Raw genomic sequence first — 21,917 nt, 5'->3', positions numbered from 1 at the left:
TTACTTAGTACGACGACGTACTATAAATTTATCCGTACGCTTGTTCTTACGCGTCTTAGCACCTTTAGTCGGTTTACCCCATGGAGACACAGGATGACGACCACCAGATGTACGACCTTCACCACCACCGTGTGGGTGATCAACCGGGTTCATGGCAACACCACGAACTGTCGGACGAATACCACGCCAGCGATTTGCACCTGCTTTACCAAGTGAACGAAGCATATGCTCAGCATTGCCTACTTCACCTAGCGTAGCACGACAGTCAGCTTCAACTTTACGAACTTCGCCTGAACGAAGACGTAATGTTACATATTGACCATCACGAGCAAGGATTTGAACGTATGCACCAGCAGAACGTGCAATTTGAGCACCTTTACCTGGTTTTAATTCTACGTTGTGAACAGTCGAACCTACAGGCATATTACGCATAGGTAATGCATTACCAGGTTTGATTGGTGCATCAACACCAGACTGGATTGCATCGCCAGCTTTTAAGCCTTTAGGTGCGATAATGTAACGACGCTCACCGTCTGCATATAATACAAGAGCGATGTTTGCGCTACGATTTGGATCATATTCTAAACGCTCAACAGTGGCTGGAATGCCATCTTTAGTACGTTTAAAATCGATTAAACGGTAATGCTGCTTATGACCACCACCGATATGACGAACCGTAATACGACCATTGTTATTACGACCACCTGATTTAGAGTTTTTCTCTAATAGTGGTGCGTAAGGTTTACCCTTATGTAAATCTGGGTTAACCACTTTAACTAGGTGACGACGACCCGCAGAAGTTGGCTTACACTTTTGAAGTGCCATAATTCTAACTCCCCTTATTACTCGGCGCCGCCGACAAAGTCCAGCTCGCTACCTTCTTTAAGAGTAACGTAAGCTTTCTTCCAGTCGCTACGACGACCGAAACGCATGCCAGTACGTTTTGTTTTACCCTTAACGTTAAGTGTGCGAACACCAGTTACTTCTACTTCAAAAAGCTTCTCAACTGCCGCTTTAACTTCAGCTTTAGTTGCGTCATTTGCTACTTTAAAAACAATAGTATTGTTTTCTTCAGCAGCGATTGTGCTTTTTTCAGAGATGTGTGGAGCAAGGATCACTTTTAAAAGACGTTCTTCACGGATCATGCTAGCGCCTCCTCAAGTTGCTTAACAGCAGCAGCTGTAATTAGTACCTTGTCGAAAGCAATTAAGCTTACAGGATCGATACCAGCTACATCACGTGTGTCAACCTTGTACAGGTTACGTGCCGATAAGAAAAGATTTTCATCTACTTCTTCAGTCACGATAAGAACATCTTTAAGCTCAAGTTCTTTAAGCTTAGCAACTAGTTCTTTAGTTTTTGGTGCTTCAAGACCAAAACTTTCAACAACGATTAAACGCTCTTGACGAACTAATTCAGATAAGATGCTTTTGATCGCACCACGGTACATTTTACGGTTTACTTTTTGGCTGTGGTCTTGTGGTTTAGCTGCGAAGCTAACGCCACCTGAACGCCAAATTGGACTACGGATTGTACCAGCACGTGCACGGCCAGTACCTTTTTGAGCCCATGGTTTTTTACCACCACCGCTTACTTCAGAACGTGTCTTCTGAGCACGAGTACCTTGACGAGCACCTGCTGCGTATGCAACAACTACTTGGTGTACTAATGCTTCGTTAAACTCACGTCCAAAAGTAGCTTCAGAAACTTCAAGAGCGCCAGAAGCGTCTTTAATTGCTAATTCCATCACTAAATCTCCAGGACTTATGCTTTAACAGCTGGTTTAACGATAACGTCACCGCCGATAGCGCCAGGTACTGCACCTTTAACTAAAAGCAGGTTACGCTCAGCGTCAACGCGAACTAGTTCAAGGTTCTGAGTTGTTACTTGCTCATTACCCATTTGACCGGCCATTTTCTTACCTTTAAACACCTTACCAGGTGATTGGTTTTGACCGATTGAACCAGGAGCACGGTGAGATAGAGAGTTACCATGTGTAGCGTCTTGCATGCTGAAATTCCAGCGCTTAACACCACCTTGGAAACCTTTACCTTTAGAAGTACCGGTTACGTCAACTTTGTTGATTTCGTTGAATAATTCAACCGTAAGCTCTGCGCCTACTTCAAAATCGCCTTCACCACCATTTAGGCGGAATTCCCACAGACCGCGACCCGCTTCAACACCAGCTTTAGCGAAGTGACCCGCTGTTGCTTTGTTTACACGGCTTGCTTTTTTAGTGCCTGCGGTTACTTGAAGCGCGTTATAACCGTCTGTTGCGTCAGATTTGATCTGAGCAATGCGGTTAGGAGTCGCTTCAATAACTGTCACAGGGATAGATACACCATCTTCAGTGAAGATACGTGTCATACCCACTTTACGACCGACTAGACCTAATGCCATTTTCCTAAAACCTCTCTAATCTTCCGATTAACCCAGGCTGATTTGAACATCAACACCAGCAGCAAGGTCTAAACGCATAAGTGCGTCTACAGTCTTGTCAGTTGGTTCTACGATGTCGATCAGACGTTTATGGGTGCGGATCTCGTACTGATCACGCGCGTCTTTATTAACGTGCGGTGATGTAAGTACAGTAAAACGTTCAAAGCGTGTAGGTAGTGGAATTGGACCACGTACTTGTGCGCCAGTGCGTTTCGCAGTTTCCACGATTTCCGCCGTTGATTGGTCAATCAAACGGTGGTCAAAAGCTTTTAGGCGAATACGAATGCGTTGATTTGACATTCTTAAACCTCAATATAAAGAGCATTTAAAGAGCATAAAAAAACGACCGAAACAATCTTAATAATTAAGATGCCGGTTGTTTGATTATATCTACGTTGAGTTCCAAATCGGAACTCCTGTTTATTAGCTTGAAATCCAAGCTTAATTTATTCTTTCTTGTTCCCGAGAGAATTTTGAAAGCCTGCGTATTATAATGATACTGGCGATAAATGCAACAACTATTTAGACATTATTACTTTGATATTGTCGTTTAAAAAATAGCTAAGTTTATTAATAGTGAACGCAATGGAAGTGATGATGTCTTTATAATGTCATAGCTTGTCGATTAATCTGCAGGGGATTTTTTAGATATTATGTTATCCTATGCGCTAATTTTGCTGTTATATACCCATATTGGTTTGGGTAACTACTCTCTTATGGTGAGTCAATGCGTATTTTAAATTATGGTTTAAATCTTATCTCTGGTGGTATTAGCCGCTTGTTTGTTAAAAGCAAAGTACTGCCTGAAAAACCTTTAGAGCAATTTGAGTTAAACCCTAAAAACCCGACATTTTATATAGTGCGTTTAAATTCACGCTTTGATTTAGCGGCACTGGCACGTGTTTGCAAACGAAATGGTTTACCAGACCCAACAGAGCAGCAAGTATTAGGTGACGAGGCGTTAGATCGCTTTATCGGCATTAAAAACCCTCCCCCGCTATTTGGTGATAAAGAAAAACCTACCAATGCATTAGCGCAAGGCAAACACATTGTTGAGCATTTATTAAATAGTGGCCAAAAAAATGTCCAGGTTGTGCCTGTGACTATTTTATGGGGCAGAGCGCCGGGTAAAGAAAAGCCAGGATTAAGCACTTTACTTTCGCACTCACTTACGCCCAGCTGGTTTAGAAAAATCTTTGTGGTACTTTTTTCAGGAAGAGATAACTTTATTCGATTTAGCCAGCCACTCGACCTATCTTTATTGGTCAATGAAAAAGCCGACGTTAATGAACTTCCTCATAAGCTGTTGCGTGTAGCTCGAGTTCACTTTAAGCGTCAAAAGCTGGCTGCTACAGGGCCTAAAATACCATCTCGTGATCAGCTATTTAGCTCACTGCTGGCATCACCAACAATAAAAAAAGCAATTCAAACCGAGGCCACTGAAAAAAACATCAGCCAAGCTCAAGCGCGACAAAACGCCTTGAAGTTGCTGGATGAAATTGCCGCTAATTATAGTGATGCCACCATCCGCGTTGCGGATCGTATATTAACGTGGCTTTGGAATAAGCTTTATAATGGCATTGATATAAAGTACACCGAGCAAATTCATGACCTAACCAATAAAGGCCATGAAATAATCTACATGCCTTGTCATCGAAGTCATATGGATTACTTACTGCTAACCTACTCTATTTATCATCAAGGCCTTGTACCACCGCATATTGCAGCTGGGATCAACCTCAACTTTTTCCCTGCAGGTGGCATATTCCGCCGCAGTGGTGCATTTTTTATTCGTCGCTCATTTGCTGGTAACAAACTCTACTCAGCGGTATTTAAAGAGTACTTGAGCCAGTTATTTATAAAAGGTTATTCGGTTAAGTTTTATACCGAAGGTGGCCGCAGCAGAACCGGACGTTTACTACCCCCAAAAACCGGCATGCTCGCCATGACATTACAAGCAATGCTGCGCGGTATTGATCGCCCAGTATCCATTGTGCCTGTATACATAGGCTACGAACACGTAATGGAAATAAACACCTACTTAAAAGAGCTCGCGGGTAATGATAAAAAGGGCGAGTCGATATTAGGTATTTTTAAAGCGATTAAAAACTTAAAAAACTATGGTCGTGGTTATTTAAATTTTGGTGACCCTATATCTATTAACCAATACCTAAATGACAACCAGCCAGACTGGCGCGAGTCAATTCATGCTACCGACGTGCAAAAGCCACAATGGTTAGGGCCGCAGGTGGCTAATCTTGCTGATCAGGTTATGGTTAAAATTAACAATGCAGCCGCACTTAACTCAGTTAACTTACTCGCGATGATTCTGCTAGTAAACGATAAGCAGGCATTGAGTAAACCTAAATTGCTAGCTCAGCTTGAGTTTTATTTGCGATTACAACGTGAAGCTAGCTACAGCAATAAAATAACCGCACCCGATGAAACGCCAGAGCAACTGCTAGAACACGCCTTAAAGTTGAATAAGTTTGATGTGATCAGTGATGAGTTTGGTGAAATTATTGCGATAAACGATAAAGAAAAAACCTTATTTAACTATTACCGTAATAACATTTTGCATATTTTTGCAGTGCCGAGTTTAGTTGCCCTGCATTTATTCAAGCAGCATCAAAGTACCGTTACTCGCTGCCATCAATTGGTAAAATCTTTTTATCCGTTATTCGCCAAAGAGTGGTATTTACAAGAGCTTGATGAAAGCTATGTAACCCGCATTTTAACTAACTTTAGCGATCAAGGCTTAATTGAGCTTGATGGTGATAACATTAAAGTGACTCAAAATAACGATAGCTTTGCCAAACTCGAAATGCTTGGTCGTGCATTAAGCTTTACTCTGCAACGTTATGCGATTGTGATTGGCTTTATTCAAACCAGCCAAGGTATTGCAAAAGCAGAACTGGAACGTGAAAGCTATGTGTTGGCACAGCGTTTGGGTACGTTACATGGTATTAAAACGCCGGAGTTTTTTGATAAGAAGGTACTTAGTAGTTTTATTTCCAATCTTCGCGAACAAAAGCTTATTAGTGAATCTGATACAGGCTTACAAGGAAGCCAAGAGCTGTGCGAGACCTACAAGCAACTGCAAACACTCTTGCCAGCACGTATTTGGCAATCAATTACTGACATTGTTCACGCTCAATGTCAGTAACAGACTCTAATTACCCACTATGTTGAATTAACTCAATATAGTGGGTTTTGAAGTGTTAACGCTGACGCATTACCCCTTCTTGAATAGTAGAGGCTACCAAATTTCCTTGGCGGTCAAAAAACTGCCCGCGTACCAACCCTCTTCCTGAGCTCGCACTTGGGCTATCAATAGTATATAAAATCCAATCATCCATTCTAAATGGACGATGAAACCACATAGCATGATCAATCGTCGCTACTTGCATATTCGGCTGCATAAACGAGACACCATGTGGCTGCAGTGCGGTTGGTAAAAACTCAAAGTCAGACGCATACGCTAATAAGTAGTTATGAATACGTTGATCGTCCGGCATATCGCCATTGGCTTTAAACCAAATATGTTTTACTGGCTCTATGGCCTCTGGCTTAAACGGATTATGAAAATTAACCGGACGCATTTCTATCGGCATTTCACGAATAAACTTATTACGGATTGCTTCAGGAATATGCTGCGCATTTTCTTGATAAAACTCTAACGAAGAACGCAGCTCTTCAGGTGCGGGAACATCAGGCATGGTAGCTTGATGCGATAATCCTTGCTCTTCACCTTGAAACGACGCCGTCATGTAAAAAATAGGTTTACCGTACTGAATGGCGCTAACTCGACGAGTACTAAAACTTTTACCATCGCGAATCGTCTCTACATCATAAACGATTGGCTTTGCAGCGTCGCCTGGGCGTAAGAAGTAAGAATGTAAGGAGTGAACAATACGTCCTGCAGGCAATGTTTCTTTAGCTGCGGAAAGCGCTTGTCCCATAACTTGACCGCCAAACACCGCTCTAAAACCTAAGTCTTGGCTTTGTCCTCGATATAAACCTTGCTCAATTTCTTCAAGTGACAATAGCGACAATAAATCATCTAATACTTGGCTCATTATTTCTTCCTCAATCCCCTAATTTCTAAATGATACTATACAATACTGGAAAAATACTAACTCACTGATTGAGGAAATCTAATATGGCTTTTTGGCTGTTTAAAACCGAACCCGACGCCTTTTCAATTGATGACTTAAAACAAGCCCCAGAGCAAACAACGCTATGGGAAGGTGTACGTAACTACCAAGCGCGTAACTTTATTCGTGATGATGTACAAAAGGGCGATTTGGTGATGATTTATCACTCTAGCTGCAAGCAAGTTGGCGTTGCAGGACTTGCAGTGGTTACTAAGACCGCTTACCCCGATCCAACTCAATTCGATTTAGGTAGTGACTATTACGATGCTAAAGCAACCACTGAAAATCCTCGTTGGTTTGTAGTGGAAATAACCTATCAGGCGCATTTAAGTAGTTTAGTCAGCCTACAAGCAATCAAAGCAAATAGTGCTATAACTGATATAGCACTTAAAAAAAGTGGCCGTTTATCGGTCATGCCAGTAACCGACAATGACTGGCATGAAATTTTAAATATGGCGAAATAAGTCACCAAGGTAACTATCCATCAGCGTAGCATCTCACCGCTCGATTTTCTTATGTAGCCAGATTTGTTATGATCTGCGGCTTGTGTGTACTGGAGGAAAAATGAAATTACTGTATTGGTTAGATGAATGGTTAACTCTCAGTGATGATGAGAGGCAAGCAAAGCTACCAACCTCTGGTGGAGATTTACTCGGTGATGTGTATGTAAAATATCACTTTGTTGATCTCAATAAACCTCTGCTTTTTACTTTTTCTCCTGCGGGCACTGATGTGCAAGAACGCGATTTGAACGAAGACTTTGTCCCATGGGGCTATCATTTAGCACAAAAGCAAAACGTTAATATTATTGCGTTTCAGCATTTGGGTAAAAGTAACTGGTTTCGTAATCGCAATTTAATCTTTTTTATTGAGCAATTAGCTCCCTTACTTTCTCCATTTAAAACCAAGTTAGGTTATGGGCTTAGTCGTGGCGGCTTTGCTGTGGGTGCATTTGCTAAATTACTAAAACTCGACAAAGTACTGTTTTTCCACCCTGTTAGCACCAAAAACAAGCTACTCGCCCCTTGGGATGACCGCTCAAGTACTGAGATAGCCCAGCAATATGACTGGCAAGGTGACTACCATGACTTAGATTTAGGGGATGCCGAGGGTTACATTATTTACGATCCAACTAATCGTATTGACCGCCAACATGCTAAACGCTATAAACAACTCACTCACTTACGCGTGTTTGGTATGGGGCACGGCACTCATGCCACTTATTTAAATAAGTTTGGCTTTTATAAACAAGTGGCGGTTGATTTTATTCGTGATCAGCAAATCGACATTGCGCAATTTAGGCTGCAAACAAAAACACTGCGTTTAAAAGAGGATTATTATAAAAAACTTAATAAAGCCAACGCTAAGTCGCCACATCGCCAAGCGTTATTAAGTACCGCTCACACTATTTTAATTGATGAAAAAGCCACGCATGTAAAAGAGCATCAAGCGCAAATTGATATTCAACCACTAATAGACGTAGCCATTAAACATCAAGACGAAAATCCTACCGATGCTATTAAGCTATTAGAGGTGGCACAACAACTCGTGCCAGATGATCCGCTGGTTGAGCATAAACTCAAGCAATTAAAATAACACTGGGCAACTCAAACGTTGCCCTTGCTACTATTTTTTCTTTGCGTGCCCTTGCTTGGGAACAATTGAAAAATATAAAATAAGCGCTATCCAAGAGAAAAAAATAGCGCCGACCAACCAGCCATTTTTCTCATGGCCATGGCTACGCTTACTGTTAAGAATTATCATAATAGGGAAAATGTAAGCACATAAAACAATAATTAAAAAAGCAATTTCAGTCATTATTTTTCCAAGCTAGGCCAATCAACTTCACCACTCAACACTCGCTCTTGCGCGATATAATGCAGTATATCACCCGCATTTACTGCGTAATCTAAAGGTGGATTTAAATCCATATTTTTTGCACTTAAATTATGAGCCACCCCTAATAATATTGCATCATGATCGTACTTAAAATGATGAAATAATTTACCAAACTCCATGGTTTTTATATCACTGGGTATTTGTAGACTAAATTGTGTATCACCATGCAAAGTAGATAATAGTTCTTCTTGAACACGACTTGAGCCAGGGTCTTGCATTGAGCGCACCAAAATCTCTGCTGACTTAGTGCTACTGCATTCTACGTTATGACAATGCTCTAGTAACATTTCCACTTTTGTTTCATCAAAAAAGTGTGCGCTAATGTGACAATCTTCTTTAACTAAACGACTAATACGCAGTGCGGTAGTAAATGTTTGGTCGTCATCTTGACCATCAATAATCACTTTATCAGCATGGCGAATTGCTACACGCTCTAACTCATCCAAATCAGTAAAACTAGTCAAACGAGCAAAATCAACATTCTCATTACTTAAGAATGGATGCTCTATTTGTTCAGTAACCGCCAATAAAATACGGCGATCTGTACGTTTAGTATCAGCCAAAATATAGTCGATCATTTTTTTTGTTCGAGCATTATGCCAACCAAAAATAATAATGTGGTTGCTACTGTGAGCAAAGTTTTTATCACCAGTCATAGCGCGCCTAATTAAGTAAGTTACTGTTTGTCCTGTTTTACCTAACAAGACACCAAATAAAGCCAAACCAAAGGGTATTTGTATTAATGCAACAATCCATCGACCTAAATCTGTTGATGGACTTAAATCGCCATACCCTACCGTTGAAGTGGTTACCGTGTAGTAGTAAAAAAAAGTCCCTGGTGAAAGCAAGGCCTGCTCATTTGCCACTAATAATAAACTCCAAGTAAGTAGCATATGTAAGGATGTTGCTATTACAACAGATTGCCAACTAACCTGATCAATATGGCTGCGCAACAGCACAACAATACGTTTTAAAATATGATGCATAATTTTTTGTTAATCGATTGATTATTTTTATCATTTAGTAACACGATACTGTAAATGATAACACCTAAGCAACGTTTTACTGTAATCGAAATATTCAAGGTTCGTTATGAAGAAAAATAAGAGTAAACTATAGTTATTAAGTTATGAGAAAAGAATGAGTCTATTATGTCAGGTGTTTTAGCGTCAGTTGATCAACGTACTCAGCTTGTAGGTGAGAATCGTTTAGAATTGCTACTTTTTTATTTACATAGCCGCCATTTATTCGCACTCAATGTATTTAAAATTAAAGAAGTGGTGAAGCTTCCCCGTCTAAGCAAAATACCGCACTCTCACCCTAAGGTGACGGGTGTTGCTAATATTCGTGGTGAATCTATTCCGGTGATTGATCTACGCCAAGCAATTTCTATGTCACACAAAGAACATAGCGACGATTGTAATCTCGTAGTAACAGAATATAACCGTACCACCCAAGGTTTTTTAATTGGCAAAGTTGATCATATTTTAAATATGACCTGGTCTGATATTATGCCGCCGCCTAGCTCTGTGGGTAAAAATCATTACATTACCGCACTGACTAAAGTACAGCGTGACGGGATAGAGCACTTGGTAGAAATTATTGATGTTGAAAAAGTACTGGCCGAAATAGTTGAGTACGAGGTTAATATTTCTGAAGGGGTGTTAGATCAAACCATAGTCAATGAATTCTCTGGGCGTAAAATACTGCATGCTGATGACTCGCCAACAGCCCGCAAGCAAGTTAGCGATACATTATCGCAGCTTGGTATCGAAATCATCCCTGCTAGTAATGGCTTAGAAGCACTACAAATGCTAAAAGGCTGGGCTGATGAAGGCAAAGACGTCGAAAAAGAGCTACTAATGGTGATTACCGATGCCGAAATGCCTTCTATGGATGGTTATCGCTTAACCTATGAAATACGCAACGACAACCGCTTAAAAAACTTACATGTGGTGCTTAACACCTCTCTCAGTGGTAGCTTTAACCAAGCCATGGTAGAAAAAGTGGGATGTAATGCATTTTTATCAAAGTTTCAGCCCGACTTATTAGTACAAGAAGTTCAAAATCGCTTAAAACAGGTGCTCAGCAACACTTAGTTAAGCTCACTAGTAAATACTGACTACAGTTAGTATTTGCTAGTTATATAACTAACAACGTATTTAGTTATTTCACTGCCTTATAGCCTACCTTGTTGTCATTTTATTTATTGCGCCATTTGCTAATCACTACTTTTCATGATTAATTAATACGTAAATTTTTACTAGGTTATTAATTATGCTTAATAAAGTTGCCAGCCCTTTTACCAAGCTTGTAGAGCGGTACTTACCCGATCCGTTTATATTTGTCATTTTGCTCACCATTATCACTTTGGTCATTGCGAATTTAGCGACCCCTGCAACTACACTTGAGGTAATCACATCATGGGGTAGCGGGTTTTGGAACTTACTTAGCTTTGCCATGCAAATGCTATTGGTATTAGTAACAGGCTACATGCTCGCCAGTACCTCTTTAATAAGTAAGTTACTGACAAAGTTGGCAACGCTTGCCAATACAGCTCCAAAAGCCATTATTTTAGTGACTTTTATTTCGCTTTTAGCAAGCTGGCTTAATTGGGGGTTTGGTTTAGTGATTGGGGCTTTATTTGCTAAAGCGATTGCCAAACAGACTCGAGTGGATTACCGGCTATTAGTAGCGAGTGCTTACTCAGGTTTTGTAGTGTGGCACGGCGGATTGGCAGGCTCCGTACCTCTAACCATTGCCAGCGAAGGGCATTTTTCACAGGCAACAATGGGGATTATTGGCACCGAGCAAACCTTGTTCGCAGGTTTTAACATTGCGATTCTGATTGGCTTATTTATTATTATGCCGCTGGTTAACCGCTATATGCTACCAAATGAAAAAGACAGTGTTTATATTGACCCATTACTGCTTAAGAACACTTTAGCCGATAAAGTAACAATAACACGCCCAGCTCAGCATTTAGAGCAAAGTAAGCTGTTAGGTATGGGTATTGGTTTACTCGGACTTGCCTACTTAGGCTATTACTTTTTTATCGCAGGTGGCGGCTTAAACCTAAACAGTGTGATAGCGCTTTTCTTATTTTTAGCTATCACACTACATCAAACACCCCATAACCTACTAAATAGCCTACAACAAGCGATTCCGAGTGGCGCGGGAATTGTCATTCAGTTCCCTTTTTATGCCGGTATTATGGCGGTAATGGTCGATACAGGATTAGCACAGCAGATATCACAAGGCTTTATTGCAATCGCTGATGCCGATAGCTTGCCATTTTACAGTTTTATAAGTGCAGGACTCGTTAATATGTTTGTGCCCTCAGGTGGCGGCCAATGGGCGGTACAAGCACCTATTGTTATACCAGCAGCGCAAGAGCTTGGTGCAGATATGGCGCGGGTTGCTATGGCTGTGGCGTGGGGAGACGCGTGGACCAATTTAATTCAACCCTTTTGGGCTTTACCGGTATTAGCCATTGCAGGGTTAAAAGCTAAAGATATTATGGGGTTTTGCGTGGTACAGCTTATTATTACTGGAGTATTTATTTCACTCATATTGAGCTTTTATTAATCTAACTGGGCTGTAACTTATATTACAGCCCGCGCTTACTTAGCTTGATAAAATCTTCATCGGTAAGCTTAATATCGCGTTTTCTGAATCTGCAAAATGCATCATCACTGCTACGTGGCCTACAACTACCAGCGCATACATTACTGCCGAGAAGCCTTGGCCGTATTTATCTAATGGTAGTAAATGTGAGTAATGGCGACCGCGCCATTCAAACACAATTTCCAGCGCCCCAACAAACAAAAAGAACACTAATAACATTAAACCAAAGGTGTAACTTAGCCATAAACCAAATAACACGCCAAGTAAGCACACACTTAAACCAACCCATGAGCGCATTGAAAAGCTAATGCTTTTTAATACATGCCCGCCATCAAGCGGTAAAATAGGCAGTAAATTGAATAAATTAAGTAGTGCACTAAGCACTGCAACACCTGCAAATATTTCCATTTCCGTAGCGTAATAAAGCACCACGCCTAACACTGAAGTAAACAAACCAAAGGCAGGGCCCATAAGTGATATAACCACATCTTGCCAGCGCGTGGTAATTTTGTCGTCGCTCACCGCTAAACCGCCAACAAAAGGAATTAAATAAATACCTTTAGTTTTAATACCAAAATACTTCATCGCACGTACATGGCCATACTCGTGCACCACCAAGCAGGCAATCAGCATTAACGCAAACTCAATGGTAAACAGCCACGCATAACCCGCTACCGATGCACTGGCAAGCGCCACTTTAACAACTTTAGCACTTTTAAATAATTTAAAGCCAAGCGCCGCGAGCCCTAAAAACCCTTTTTTAGGTTCGCCTTGTGCTGCTGCAGGTAAAGCTAACTGAGTTGCAAACTGATTATTTACATATAGCGCCAAGCTTTGCTGGCTTACTTCGCTGCTATCAATACCAATTAACTGCTCATCAAGCATAAACTCGACATAATTTTCACGTGGGTTTTCAAATGCTATCACTTGCTGATCATGAAATATTTTTACAACTTGCTGATCTGCTATCATCAGCGTAAACGGTTGCTCTGCCAGAGAAAGATCGATTTTTATCATTATTCTAACCATTATAAATTATGCCGCTAGTATACCTATCCACCTCAAAAACACGAGTGAGCTAGCATAATTTTAGCATCGATAATTTAAGGTAAAAAAACTCAACACTACTGACAAAAACAATTCAAGCGACTATTTTTAGTATTACAGGAAGTAAGTTACAACTACTAGGGACAACAATGCGAACTAAATTACCAAACATACTTGTTGTTGATGACTCACAAGCCATTTTGATTGTTATGAAAGCGATTTTTAATGAGCTCGAAATGCCAGAAGTCATTACTTGCTTAAGCGCAGTTACAGCATTAGAGAAAGTAAAACCTGATATAAATTTCTATGACGCCATTTTTACCGATCTGAATATGCCAGAAATGGATGGGATGGAGTTAATTCGTAATTTAGGTGAAATGGGCTATTGCGGTGCGATTGTTATTATTTCTGAAATGGACCCTAAAATAATCAGCCTAGCAGCTGACTTAGCCAAGCAACATAATGTGCATTTAGTTGGTAACCTTACCAAGCCTGTGCAGCTGAATCAGGTAAATATGTTACTTACCAAAATAGCGCAATTAAACAGCCACACGCTTGTAAAAGAGCGCCCAATTACTAAAGCAAAACTTATTAGCGCATTAAAAAATAATGAAATAACACCGTATTACCAACCTAAAATAAATATAAACAATAACCAAATACAAAGTGTTGAAGTATTGGCTCGCATTGTTTCAAATAAAAACGAACGCGTTATTTTACCAAGCCGCTTTATAAGCCTTGCAGAGCAATGTGATTTAATCAATGACATTACGTTTACGCTATTTGAAAAAGCCTGCAGTGACTTAAAACAGCTTAAAGAGCAATTAGGAGAAAGCTTAAAATTGTCATTTAATATGTCGCCATGCCAGTTAAATGATTTGAACTGCCCTAATAAATTATTACAGTTATTACAAAAGCACGGCGTGCTTCCCAGTGATGTGGTTGTTGAAATAACCGAGCAACATGCCCTAGCAAGCTACACCCAGTTAGAAACTTTAAATAGATTAAGAATATTTGGTTTTGGTATTTCGTTGGATGATTTTGGTACTGGCTTTACTAATATTAACCAACTTAAACAGCTTCCTTTCACTGAAGTTAAAATAGACCGCTCGTTTATAAGCCATATTGAAACCGATAAGTTTTCGCAAGTGGTGGTCAGCTCATTAATTAATATGACTAACCAAGAGCAGCTACAACTTGTTGCTGAGGGTGTTGAGCGCCCAGAAGAACTTGCCTACCTAAAGCACTATCAAACAGACTTAACTATACAAGGATTTTTGTTTAGCTGCCCAAAAGCAAAAGCTGAATTTATCTCATGGGCACAGCACTGGATAAAAACAGCCACTAAAACAAATAATAACTAGGGCCTGCTGACCTTTGTCTGTTGATATTTACAGACCTCCTAACGAGGTTCGTTATCGTCGGCGCTGACGATATGTTCACTATCAGCTAAACGTTGATGCCAACGTTGTTTAGCCACGGCACGCATGTTGGTAGATTGATCTCGCTCATCAACAATTTCTAAACCCATTAACGCTTCGATCATATCCTCGAGCGTTACAATTCCTTGCACATCACCATATTCGTCAATCACTAAGCAAATGTGGGTACGTTGAGTGAGTAATGTTTGTAATAGGGACGATACATTTTGGGTGCTCGGTACCGTATAGATAGGTTTAACTAACTTACTAATTTTGTAATCTGTGCCTAACCGATGATATGCCAACATAATATCGTTTTTATGTACAAAGCCTATGATATCGTCAGCGTCTTTGTCATAAATTAGCACTCGAGAGAATGACGACGAACCGTGTTCACTCAAGTATTGATTAACGGTAAGGTCTTTATGGATTTTAAAAATGACCGTACGCGGTGTCATTAAATCGGTTAGTTTTGCATGCCTAAAGTGCAGCAAATTACGAATGATTTCTGATTCATCAGCATGAAGCGCCCCAGACTCACTACCAATATCGGCCATTGCTTCTATTTCTTGGCGAATATAATAGGCCTCATTATGCTTTTGCCCCATCAAATTGGTTAGCTTTTGTGCAGCCCATACAAACGGCTTAAGTACTAACACCAAAATACGTAAACCATAAGTCACACTCGGTGTTAAAGCACGCCAATAATTGGCACCCAAGGTTTTTGGAATAATCTCAGATAACACCAGTACCAATAAAGTCATAATTGCAGATGCAATCCCCACTGCAGCATCTGAGAATACAACGGCGGCTTGTGCACCTACCCCTGCGGCACCAGCAGTATGGGCAACTGTATTAAGCGTTAAAATAGCCGCTAATGGCTGATCAATATTACTTTTTAGCTTTTCAAGCTGCTTCGCCAGCACTGGACGCTCTTTGCGCAGCAATGCAACATAACTAGGCGAAATGCTTAATAGCACCGCCTCCATTATTGAACACAAAAACGAAATCACAATCGCTGTAACCATGTAAATGATTAATAGTGTCACTTTTTTTCCTCTATATTGGATATATGAGCATCATAACAATACATGCTATATTTGGCCAAATACCCAATAATAATAGGCATAACAATGAATTTAAGCGCACCTTGGCATCGTTACGCAAAACGTTTTACTTACTTAGCAACCCTACTAACATTAAGTAGTCTGAGTTTAACGACCTTAGCCGCCCCACTCGATCAATCAAAAATCCAATTTATTGGTCCTCTTGCAGAAGATATGCAAGCCAAGCCATTTCAGACACCCCATGGCGACGTGGTTATTAGCAATTTATTGACACAACTTGAATCAAATACAGAAAGTTTTGTTGTATTTGGAAAAAAACACAAATGGCAGCCACTTGATAAAATTAACGCGCTTACCTTAGGCGGTTTACAGGCACTTAAATTTCATATTGAAACGAACCGATTTACACAAGGCTCTTTAAACATTACAGGAATAGAGCAAGGCCAGGTTTTTATTAACGGTGAAAAGCAAACTGGTGAAAGCCAAAGCTACCCGCTTGCTTTAAATAACGGCTCACATACTGTTATTCTCATCGCCCAACAGGTTGCTAATTGGAATGATGTTAGCTTAGAGTTTGTGCCAAAAGCAGACACTGATGTTGTCACCCTAACCACCAATAAAACCAAACGTTTATCAGCAAAGCAGTTATTCGATGCACCTACTATTAGTGCCCTCTCTTTGTCTCCAGATGCTAAGCATTACTTAAGTACAACTAAGCGCTATAGTGATAAAACTGGCAATGATGCACATGCCATTACTGAGCTAAAAGATACTAACAACCAGACGCTATACCGATTTGAAGCAGCCCAGCCAAGTCAGTTCATTTGGAGCCCTGATAACCAATTTTTAGTTTATTTACTCAACAATGAATTAAAGCAACTAAACCGTAAAAACTTAACAATTAAAACCTTAGCCTCTGGCCTTGAAGGCGCAAGTAACTTCAGTTTTTATAACGACAGCAGTATTTTATTTAGCTGGTCAAAATCACCAGAGAAAAATAATAGCCTAACCAAACACCATAAAGGCCTTCAAGATCGTTGGTCATATGCTCGTACCGTTAGCCAACTATACTTACTCGATACCAAAAGTGGTTTAACCAAAGCCCTAACTGAAGGTGTATTAAGCCACCGCCTTGAAGATGCAAACAGTAGCCGTGGAAAACTATTAATTAGTCGCCCTGTTATGGCAATGCAAGCTTCAACACATCCAGAAACTGAGCTAGTTGAACTTACATTAAAATCTAATAGCCTAAAATCACTAGGTAAGTTTAAAACCTTTAATCAAGCAAAATATGCCGTAAGCGACATTTACGTAGTTGCAGGCCCTGATTTTAAAAATGGTGCAGGCAGAACATTACCAAAGAACATGCTAGCTAATAATTACGATGGGCAGCTGTACTTACTAACTGATAACGCAAAAAAAGTAACGGCGTTAAGCAAACAGTTTGACCCTGCGGTTGGCACATTAGAAGTACTAAGCAATGGTGATGCGCTAATCAAAGTGACAGAGAAAGACACACAACCACTGTATTTATTTGATCTGAGTAAGCAGCGCTTTAAAAAGCTAAATACGGGCTTTGATATTGTGCAGCAACTTAGTTTTTCAAATACGCGCAATGCCCAGTTATTAATTAGTGGCAGCAATGCGTCGAGCGCTCAACAACTCAAGCGCTTAGACGTAAGTAAAAACAAGGTAGAGCTCATTTGGGATTCAAACCCGATTGCATATGCCAATACGACTATTCCTGCGCTTGAAGAATTTAACTTTACCAATAAGCGTGGCGTAGAAATCTCTGGCCGTGTTTATCTGCCAAGCAATTTTGATAAAGCCAAGAAGTACCCTGCTCTTGTTTATTATTATGGTGGCACCTCACCAGTAACACGCGGGTTTACGGGCCGCTATCCTTTTAACTTATGGGCAGCAAACGGATATGTGGTTTATGTTGTACAACCAACTGGCGCAACGGGTTTTGGGCAAACTTTTTCAGCACAACATGTAAATGCTTGGGGCGACTATACCGCCGATGACATTATCCAAGGCACAGAGGCATTTTTAGCTAAATACAGTTTTGTAGACAGTAGTAAAGTAGGTAATCTTGGTGCATCTTATGGTGGCTTTATGACTATGCTGCTTGCCACCAAAACCGATATGTTTAGCGCATCTATTGCGCATGCCGGTATTTCAAACTTAACGTCATACTGGGGTGAAGGATGGTGGGGTTATTTATACTCAGGCGAAGCCTCAAAAAATAGCTTTCCGTGGAATAATCCTCAACTTTACAGCCAGCATAGCCCTGTATTTCATGCCGATAAAGTAACCACACCATTACTGCTTATTCATGGTGACAGTGATACCAATGTGCCTGTGGGCGAAAGCTTAACTATGTATACCGCACTAAAACTGCTTAATAAAGACGTTGAAATGATAGAGTACAAGGGGGCTGATCACCAAATATTTGCGCGCGATAAGCGATTTAATTGGTGGAACACCATGTTGGCTTACTTTGACAAAAACTTAAAAAATGAACCACAATGGTGGGATTCAATGTATAAAGATTAGTAACCATAATGCGCACTTTGTCGCTCAAGTGAAAAGTGCGCATTACAAAAGTAATGTTATTAGACCAATTCGTAATATAATGTTACCGAAAAACAACGATCTCTGTGTTATACAGGCCATCAATGATGCTAATATGCAAAGCTGAAACTAAAAAAATAACAGACTATGGCAATTAATGTTTTATTGGTTGAAGATGACGAACTACTCGTAAAGCGCATCCAAAATCATTTTATAAATACCGAGTTTTCTATTGACGTTGACCCCACCGGGGCCGATGCGTTAAATGTTGTTAAAAGCCGCGTAAGTCAGCGCAATACTATTTCCTTGGCAATAATTGATATTGTGCTACCAAAACGCGACGGTTTACAACTTGCCAAAGAGCTAAATACGCTCACCGATATTGGCGTTATCTTATTATCGAGTCGTGACTCACAAGCCGATCGAATTGCAGGCCTTGCTCAAGGTGCCGATGACTATATTTGCAAGCCGGTAGATTTACTTGAGCTTGAGCTAAGAATGCGCGCCCTATACAAACGAGTTGCCAATAATCACAGCGACGATGACAGTGAAGAGTTTATTGAATACGCCGATTTTAAGCTTCATCCAGATAATCGCACCCTTATTACAGCCAGTGGGATTGAATCACGACTGACTGAAGCAGAACACAAAGTGCTTATTTGTTTGATTGGTAATGCTGGTAAAGCGACTTCCCGTGAAAAAATATCAGAAGAAATTGGCCAGCCCGATTGGAGCCCCAACGATCGCACAGTAGACGTGTTAGTGGGTCGTTTACGTAAAAAGCTGAATGATGAGAAAGATCAAAAACGTATTGTCACTGTTCGCGGTAAAGGCTATATGCTTTCAATTTAAAGCCTTAGTGTTGGGTTAACTGCGATAATAAACGCTCAAATGCCCGATAATTAAGCGCTTCTTTAAGCTCATTTAAACTGATTTGTGGCGCACCTTTTAAATCACTAATAGTTCGCGCCACTTTGATTACTCTATGATAAGAGCGCGGCGATAGCGCCAGCTTTTCACTGGCTCTGGCTAAAAACTGCAGCTCTGCAGGTGGTAACTCACAGTGCAAGTTCATCTCTTTGTTATTTAACCGCGCATTTACTTTACCTTGGCGTTTAAGCTGAACTGCATAAGCTGCTTCTACTCGTGCCCTCACCTCAGCACTGGTTTCTTCTGTAGTTGTACTTTGTAGCTCCACGCTGCTCAACCTTGGTAGTTCAATTTGCAAATCAATTCTGTCAATAAACGGCCCCGATACTCGCGATAAATAGCGCATTACCTGATCGGGTGTCGCCCGCTTATCATGATGACACCCAGTTGGGCTAGGATTAAGTGCAGCAATTAGCTGAAACTGCGCCGGAAACTCCATTTGCCTTGCCGCGCGCGAAATAGTCACAGTTCCGGTTTCCATAGGCTCTCGTAATGAATCCAGCACTTTACGCTCGAATTCAGGCAGCTCATCTAAAAACAACACACCATTATGCGCTAACGATATTTCACCGGGCTTAGGGTTAGACGAACCACCCACCAGCGCAACTGCAGAGCAAGTGTGGTGCGGGTTACGAAACGGTCGCTGACGCCAATTAGTTAAATCAATTGAATGACCAATAATTGAATATAAGGCCGCTGTATCAATGGCTTCATCATCAGACATGGTTGGCATTATGGTAGCCATTCGTTGCGCAAGCATTGATTTTCCGGTGCCTGGTGGACCTAAAAACAATAAGTTATGCCCACCCGCAGCGGCAATTTCTAATACACGTTTAGCACCGGGTTGGCCTTTTACATCACTTAAATCGAGTAAAAAATCTGGCGCTTGGGTGCAATCAGGGTAGACAATATTGAGTGGTAAAGGTTGTTGATTGAGCAAGTCTCCCCACACCTCCTGTATAGAACTGACGGCTTTTCGCTTTACACCACTGACTAGGCTGGCCAAACTGTCATTTTCAAGAGGCAGAAAACAGCAACGATTTTGCTCTTTGGCACCAAGCACTGAAGGCAAAATGGCATTTACCGCCCGTATTTCACCATTAAGTGCAAGCTCACCGTAAAATTCATACTTATGAATATCAGGGCAGACTATTTGCCCCGATGCGACCAAAATACCTACCGCAATCGCAAGGTCAAATCGCCCACCATCTTTAGGAAGATCGGCAGGCGCTAAATTAACGGTAATACGTTGATCGGGAAATCCAAATTGCGAGTTTTCAAGAGCGCTACGCACTCTATCCTTGGCCTCTTTAACCGAGGTTTCGGGTAAACCGACAATATGAAAGGCGGGTAAACCATTGCCTAAATGTACTTCAACCATCACCTCAGGGGCGTTGATCCCCACCTGCGCGCGAGAAAATATACGGGCTAACGACATTCCTTATCCTAGGGTCTGCTGACCTTTCAAGGTTAAATTTGCAGCAGTCTGTTTGGTATTTAGGCAAGGCAGAGCCTATGTCGTGTGGTTATTCCCCATAAATAGGCGATAACGCAGCATTAATGCCAAACAGGCGCTGCCCGAAGGGTTCTGCCTAGGGGCGATTTACTCTTTGTTGCTCGGTTTTCACTTAGTCCACTAGGTTACAAACCTCGCGCCGCGATTAAGTCGCCCCTAGTTTGAACAAATTTTAATCCGCAAAGGTCAACAGGCCCTATAACAGCTGTATTAACCCAGTTTAGTCAGGATATTTAAAAACATGTAATATAATCTTCCATTTAATCGCCGAAAAACGTAGCAATAAGGTCATTAGCATACTCAAAATCATCGCCACTTCCACCGTTAACGATAGGTTGATACTTAATGTATACACGATCCCACCAACAATACAGGTAATAGCATACAGCTCACCTTTAAGCAGCATTGGAATATCGCGGGCAAGCACGTCGCGAATAAGCCCACCAAAACAGGGGGTTATTACAGCCATAATCACAACCGTCATATCTGGCATACCAGCCAATTGCGCTTTTTGCGCTCCCATTACCGCAAAAAAGGCTAAACCAAACGCATCTGCGGTTTGTAACACATAGTACGGAATTGATTTTTGCTTATTGATCAGTCGCGTTGTAACCAGAACCGCCACCAAAATAGCATAAAAGTAGCTTTGGTCGTGTAACCAAAATACGGGCTGGTCGAGTATTACATCGCGAACGGTACCGCCGCCAATAGCCGTAACAGTTGCAAGTACAACTACACCAAAGCCGTCCATTTTCTTTTCATAGGCCACTAAGGTGCCTGAGATAGCAAATACCGCCACACCAATTAAATCAAACCAGTGATAAAGTTCAGTCATAATTTTGATTACAAAATGTTTTAAAGAGTTTAGTGCATAGCATACTAAATATTCAGCAATAACACTTTCAAAAAGTATAATTAGAAAATAACAGTAAGTAAGAATACTAAAAATAGAGTGAATAAATTTAAACTCAGGCATAAAAAAACACGCTTTAGGCGTGTTGCTTTACTATAACTGTTTATTTCAGTGGTTGCGGGAGCCAGAATTTAATAGACGACCTTTGCTGGCTAATGGAAAGTTGAGACCGACGAGCTATTTACTTCACTGAATTTCAGACATAAAAAAATACGCTTTAGGCGTGTTGCTTTACTATAACTGTTTATTTCAGTGGTTGCGGGAGCCGGAATTTAATAGACGACCTTTGCTGGCTAATGGAGAGTTGAGACCGACGAGCTACCT

General features: G+C 40.9%; 20 protein-coding genes. 8 read left to right on the top strand and 12 right to left on the bottom strand.

Annotated features, from left to right (window positions below):
• Genes rplB through rpsJ form a run of 5 tightly spaced genes read right to left on the bottom strand, consistent with a single transcriptional unit; the run spans position 1 to position 2,739 of the window.
• Complete coding sequence (rplB, locus tag P20439_RS17380) at positions 1–825, bottom strand: 50S ribosomal protein L2 (RefSeq protein WP_008108345.1); 825 nt, start codon at positions 823–825, stop codon at positions 1–3.
• A gap of 17 nt (positions 826–842) precedes the next feature.
• The gene (gene rplW / locus P20439_RS17375; RefSeq protein WP_008108343.1) at positions 843–1,145 is read right to left on the bottom strand and encodes a 50S ribosomal protein L23; all 303 of its coding nucleotides are present in this window, start codon (positions 1,143–1,145) and stop codon (positions 843–845) included.
• Positions 1,142–1,747, bottom strand: coding sequence for a 50S ribosomal protein L4 (rplD, locus tag P20439_RS17370; protein ID WP_008108340.1), 606 nt, complete (start codon positions 1,745–1,747; stop codon positions 1,142–1,144). The genes rplW and rplD overlap by 4 nt, the downstream gene beginning before the upstream one ends.
• A gap of 17 nt (positions 1,748–1,764) precedes the next feature.
• The gene (gene rplC / locus P20439_RS17365) at positions 1,765–2,400 is read right to left on the bottom strand and encodes a 50S ribosomal protein L3 (RefSeq protein ID WP_008108338.1); all 636 of its coding nucleotides are present in this window, start codon (positions 2,398–2,400) and stop codon (positions 1,765–1,767) included.
• Between the two features lie 27 nt (positions 2,401–2,427).
• Positions 2,428–2,739 (bottom strand): 30S ribosomal protein S10, encoded by a 312-nt coding sequence (gene rpsJ / locus P20439_RS17360; protein WP_002957900.1) that lies wholly within the window; start codon positions 2,737–2,739, stop codon positions 2,428–2,430.
• A 427-nt stretch (positions 2,740–3,166) separates the two neighbouring features.
• On the opposite strand from rpsJ, the gene plsB reads away from it, so the two are divergent.
• Positions 3,167–5,605: a glycerol-3-phosphate 1-O-acyltransferase PlsB gene (gene plsB, locus P20439_RS17355; RefSeq protein ID WP_008468736.1), complete on the top strand. Its 2,439-nt coding sequence runs from the start codon at positions 3,167–3,169 to the stop codon at positions 5,603–5,605.
• A gap of 55 nt (positions 5,606–5,660) precedes the next feature.
• On the opposite strand, the gene tesB is transcribed toward plsB, so the two are convergent.
• The gene (gene tesB / locus P20439_RS17350) at positions 5,661–6,518 is read right to left on the bottom strand and encodes an acyl-CoA thioesterase II (protein WP_008108303.1); all 858 of its coding nucleotides are present in this window, start codon (positions 6,516–6,518) and stop codon (positions 5,661–5,663) included.
• Positions 6,519–6,601: 83 nt separating this feature from the next.
• Here tesB and P20439_RS17345 point away from each other — a divergent pair, with 83 nt between their 5' ends.
• Both P20439_RS17345 and P20439_RS17340 read left to right on the top strand, forming a co-directional pair.
• The gene (locus P20439_RS17345) at positions 6,602–7,060 is read left to right on the top strand and encodes an EVE domain-containing protein (protein WP_008468734.1); all 459 of its coding nucleotides are present in this window, start codon (positions 6,602–6,604) and stop codon (positions 7,058–7,060) included.
• Positions 7,061–7,160: 100 nt separating this feature from the next.
• Positions 7,161–8,192 (top strand): hypothetical protein, encoded by a 1,032-nt coding sequence (locus P20439_RS17340; protein ID WP_008468732.1) that lies wholly within the window; start codon positions 7,161–7,163, stop codon positions 8,190–8,192.
• 30 nt (positions 8,193–8,222) lie between these two features.
• On the opposite strand, the gene P20439_RS17335 is transcribed toward P20439_RS17340, so the two are convergent.
• Positions 8,223–8,414, bottom strand: coding sequence for a hypothetical protein (locus P20439_RS17335; RefSeq protein WP_008108297.1), 192 nt, complete (start codon positions 8,412–8,414; stop codon positions 8,223–8,225).
• A complete protein-coding gene (locus P20439_RS17330) occupies positions 8,414–9,481 on the bottom strand; it encodes a potassium channel family protein (RefSeq protein ID WP_008468731.1) in 1,068 nt (355 codons plus the stop codon). Before P20439_RS17330 ends, P20439_RS17335 begins: the two co-directional genes overlap by 1 nt.
• Before the next feature lie 165 nt (positions 9,482–9,646).
• Between P20439_RS17330 and P20439_RS17325 the strand changes: the two genes are divergently transcribed.
• Both P20439_RS17325 and P20439_RS17320 read left to right on the top strand, forming a co-directional pair.
• Positions 9,647–10,594, top strand: a complete 948-nt coding sequence (locus tag P20439_RS17325) for a chemotaxis protein CheV (RefSeq protein ID WP_008468729.1) — start codon at positions 9,647–9,649, stop codon at positions 10,592–10,594.
• Positions 10,595–10,772: 178 nt separating this feature from the next.
• Complete coding sequence (locus tag P20439_RS17320; RefSeq protein WP_008468727.1) at positions 10,773–12,083, top strand: short-chain fatty acid transporter; 1,311 nt, start codon at positions 10,773–10,775, stop codon at positions 12,081–12,083.
• 39 nt (positions 12,084–12,122) lie between these two features.
• On the opposite strand, the gene P20439_RS17315 is transcribed toward P20439_RS17320, so the two are convergent.
• Positions 12,123–13,139 (bottom strand): metalloprotease, encoded by a 1,017-nt coding sequence (locus P20439_RS17315; RefSeq protein ID WP_008468726.1) that lies wholly within the window; start codon positions 13,137–13,139, stop codon positions 12,123–12,125.
• A 179-nt stretch (positions 13,140–13,318) separates the two neighbouring features.
• Between P20439_RS17315 and P20439_RS17310 the strand changes: the two genes are divergently transcribed.
• Complete coding sequence (locus tag P20439_RS17310; RefSeq protein WP_008468724.1) at positions 13,319–14,533, top strand: EAL domain-containing protein; 1,215 nt, start codon at positions 13,319–13,321, stop codon at positions 14,531–14,533.
• A 38-nt stretch (positions 14,534–14,571) separates the two neighbouring features.
• On the opposite strand, the gene P20439_RS17305 is transcribed toward P20439_RS17310, so the two are convergent.
• Positions 14,572–15,639 (bottom strand): hemolysin family protein, encoded by a 1,068-nt coding sequence (locus tag P20439_RS17305; protein ID WP_008468722.1) that lies wholly within the window; start codon positions 15,637–15,639, stop codon positions 14,572–14,574.
• An 84-nt stretch (positions 15,640–15,723) separates the two neighbouring features.
• On the opposite strand from P20439_RS17305, the gene P20439_RS17300 reads away from it, so the two are divergent.
• A complete protein-coding gene (locus tag P20439_RS17300) occupies positions 15,724–18,216 on the top strand; it encodes a S9 family peptidase (protein WP_008468720.1) in 2,493 nt (830 codons plus the stop codon).
• Positions 18,217–18,381: 165 nt separating this feature from the next.
• On the top strand, positions 18,382–19,086 hold the full coding sequence (locus P20439_RS17295; protein WP_008108280.1) for a response regulator transcription factor: 705 nt from the start codon (positions 18,382–18,384) through the stop codon (positions 19,084–19,086).
• Positions 19,087–19,090: 4 nt separating this feature from the next.
• On the opposite strand, the gene P20439_RS17290 is transcribed toward P20439_RS17295, so the two are convergent.
• On the bottom strand, positions 19,091–20,602 hold the full coding sequence (locus P20439_RS17290; RefSeq protein ID WP_008468718.1) for a YifB family Mg chelatase-like AAA ATPase: 1,512 nt from the start codon (positions 20,600–20,602) through the stop codon (positions 19,091–19,093).
• A gap of 298 nt (positions 20,603–20,900) precedes the next feature.
• Positions 20,901–21,515: a trimeric intracellular cation channel family protein gene (locus P20439_RS17285; protein ID WP_036934648.1), complete on the bottom strand. Its 615-nt coding sequence runs from the start codon at positions 21,513–21,515 to the stop codon at positions 20,901–20,903.
• Between the last annotated feature and the right edge of the window lie 402 nt (positions 21,516–21,917).

The organism is Pseudoalteromonas sp. BSi20439, from assembly GCF_000241165.1.
Taxonomy (GTDB): domain Bacteria; phylum Pseudomonadota; class Gammaproteobacteria; order Enterobacterales; family Alteromonadaceae; genus Pseudoalteromonas.
Note: the sequence above shows the minus strand (reverse complement) of the source record. Positions and strands in the feature narration are given on the sequence as shown.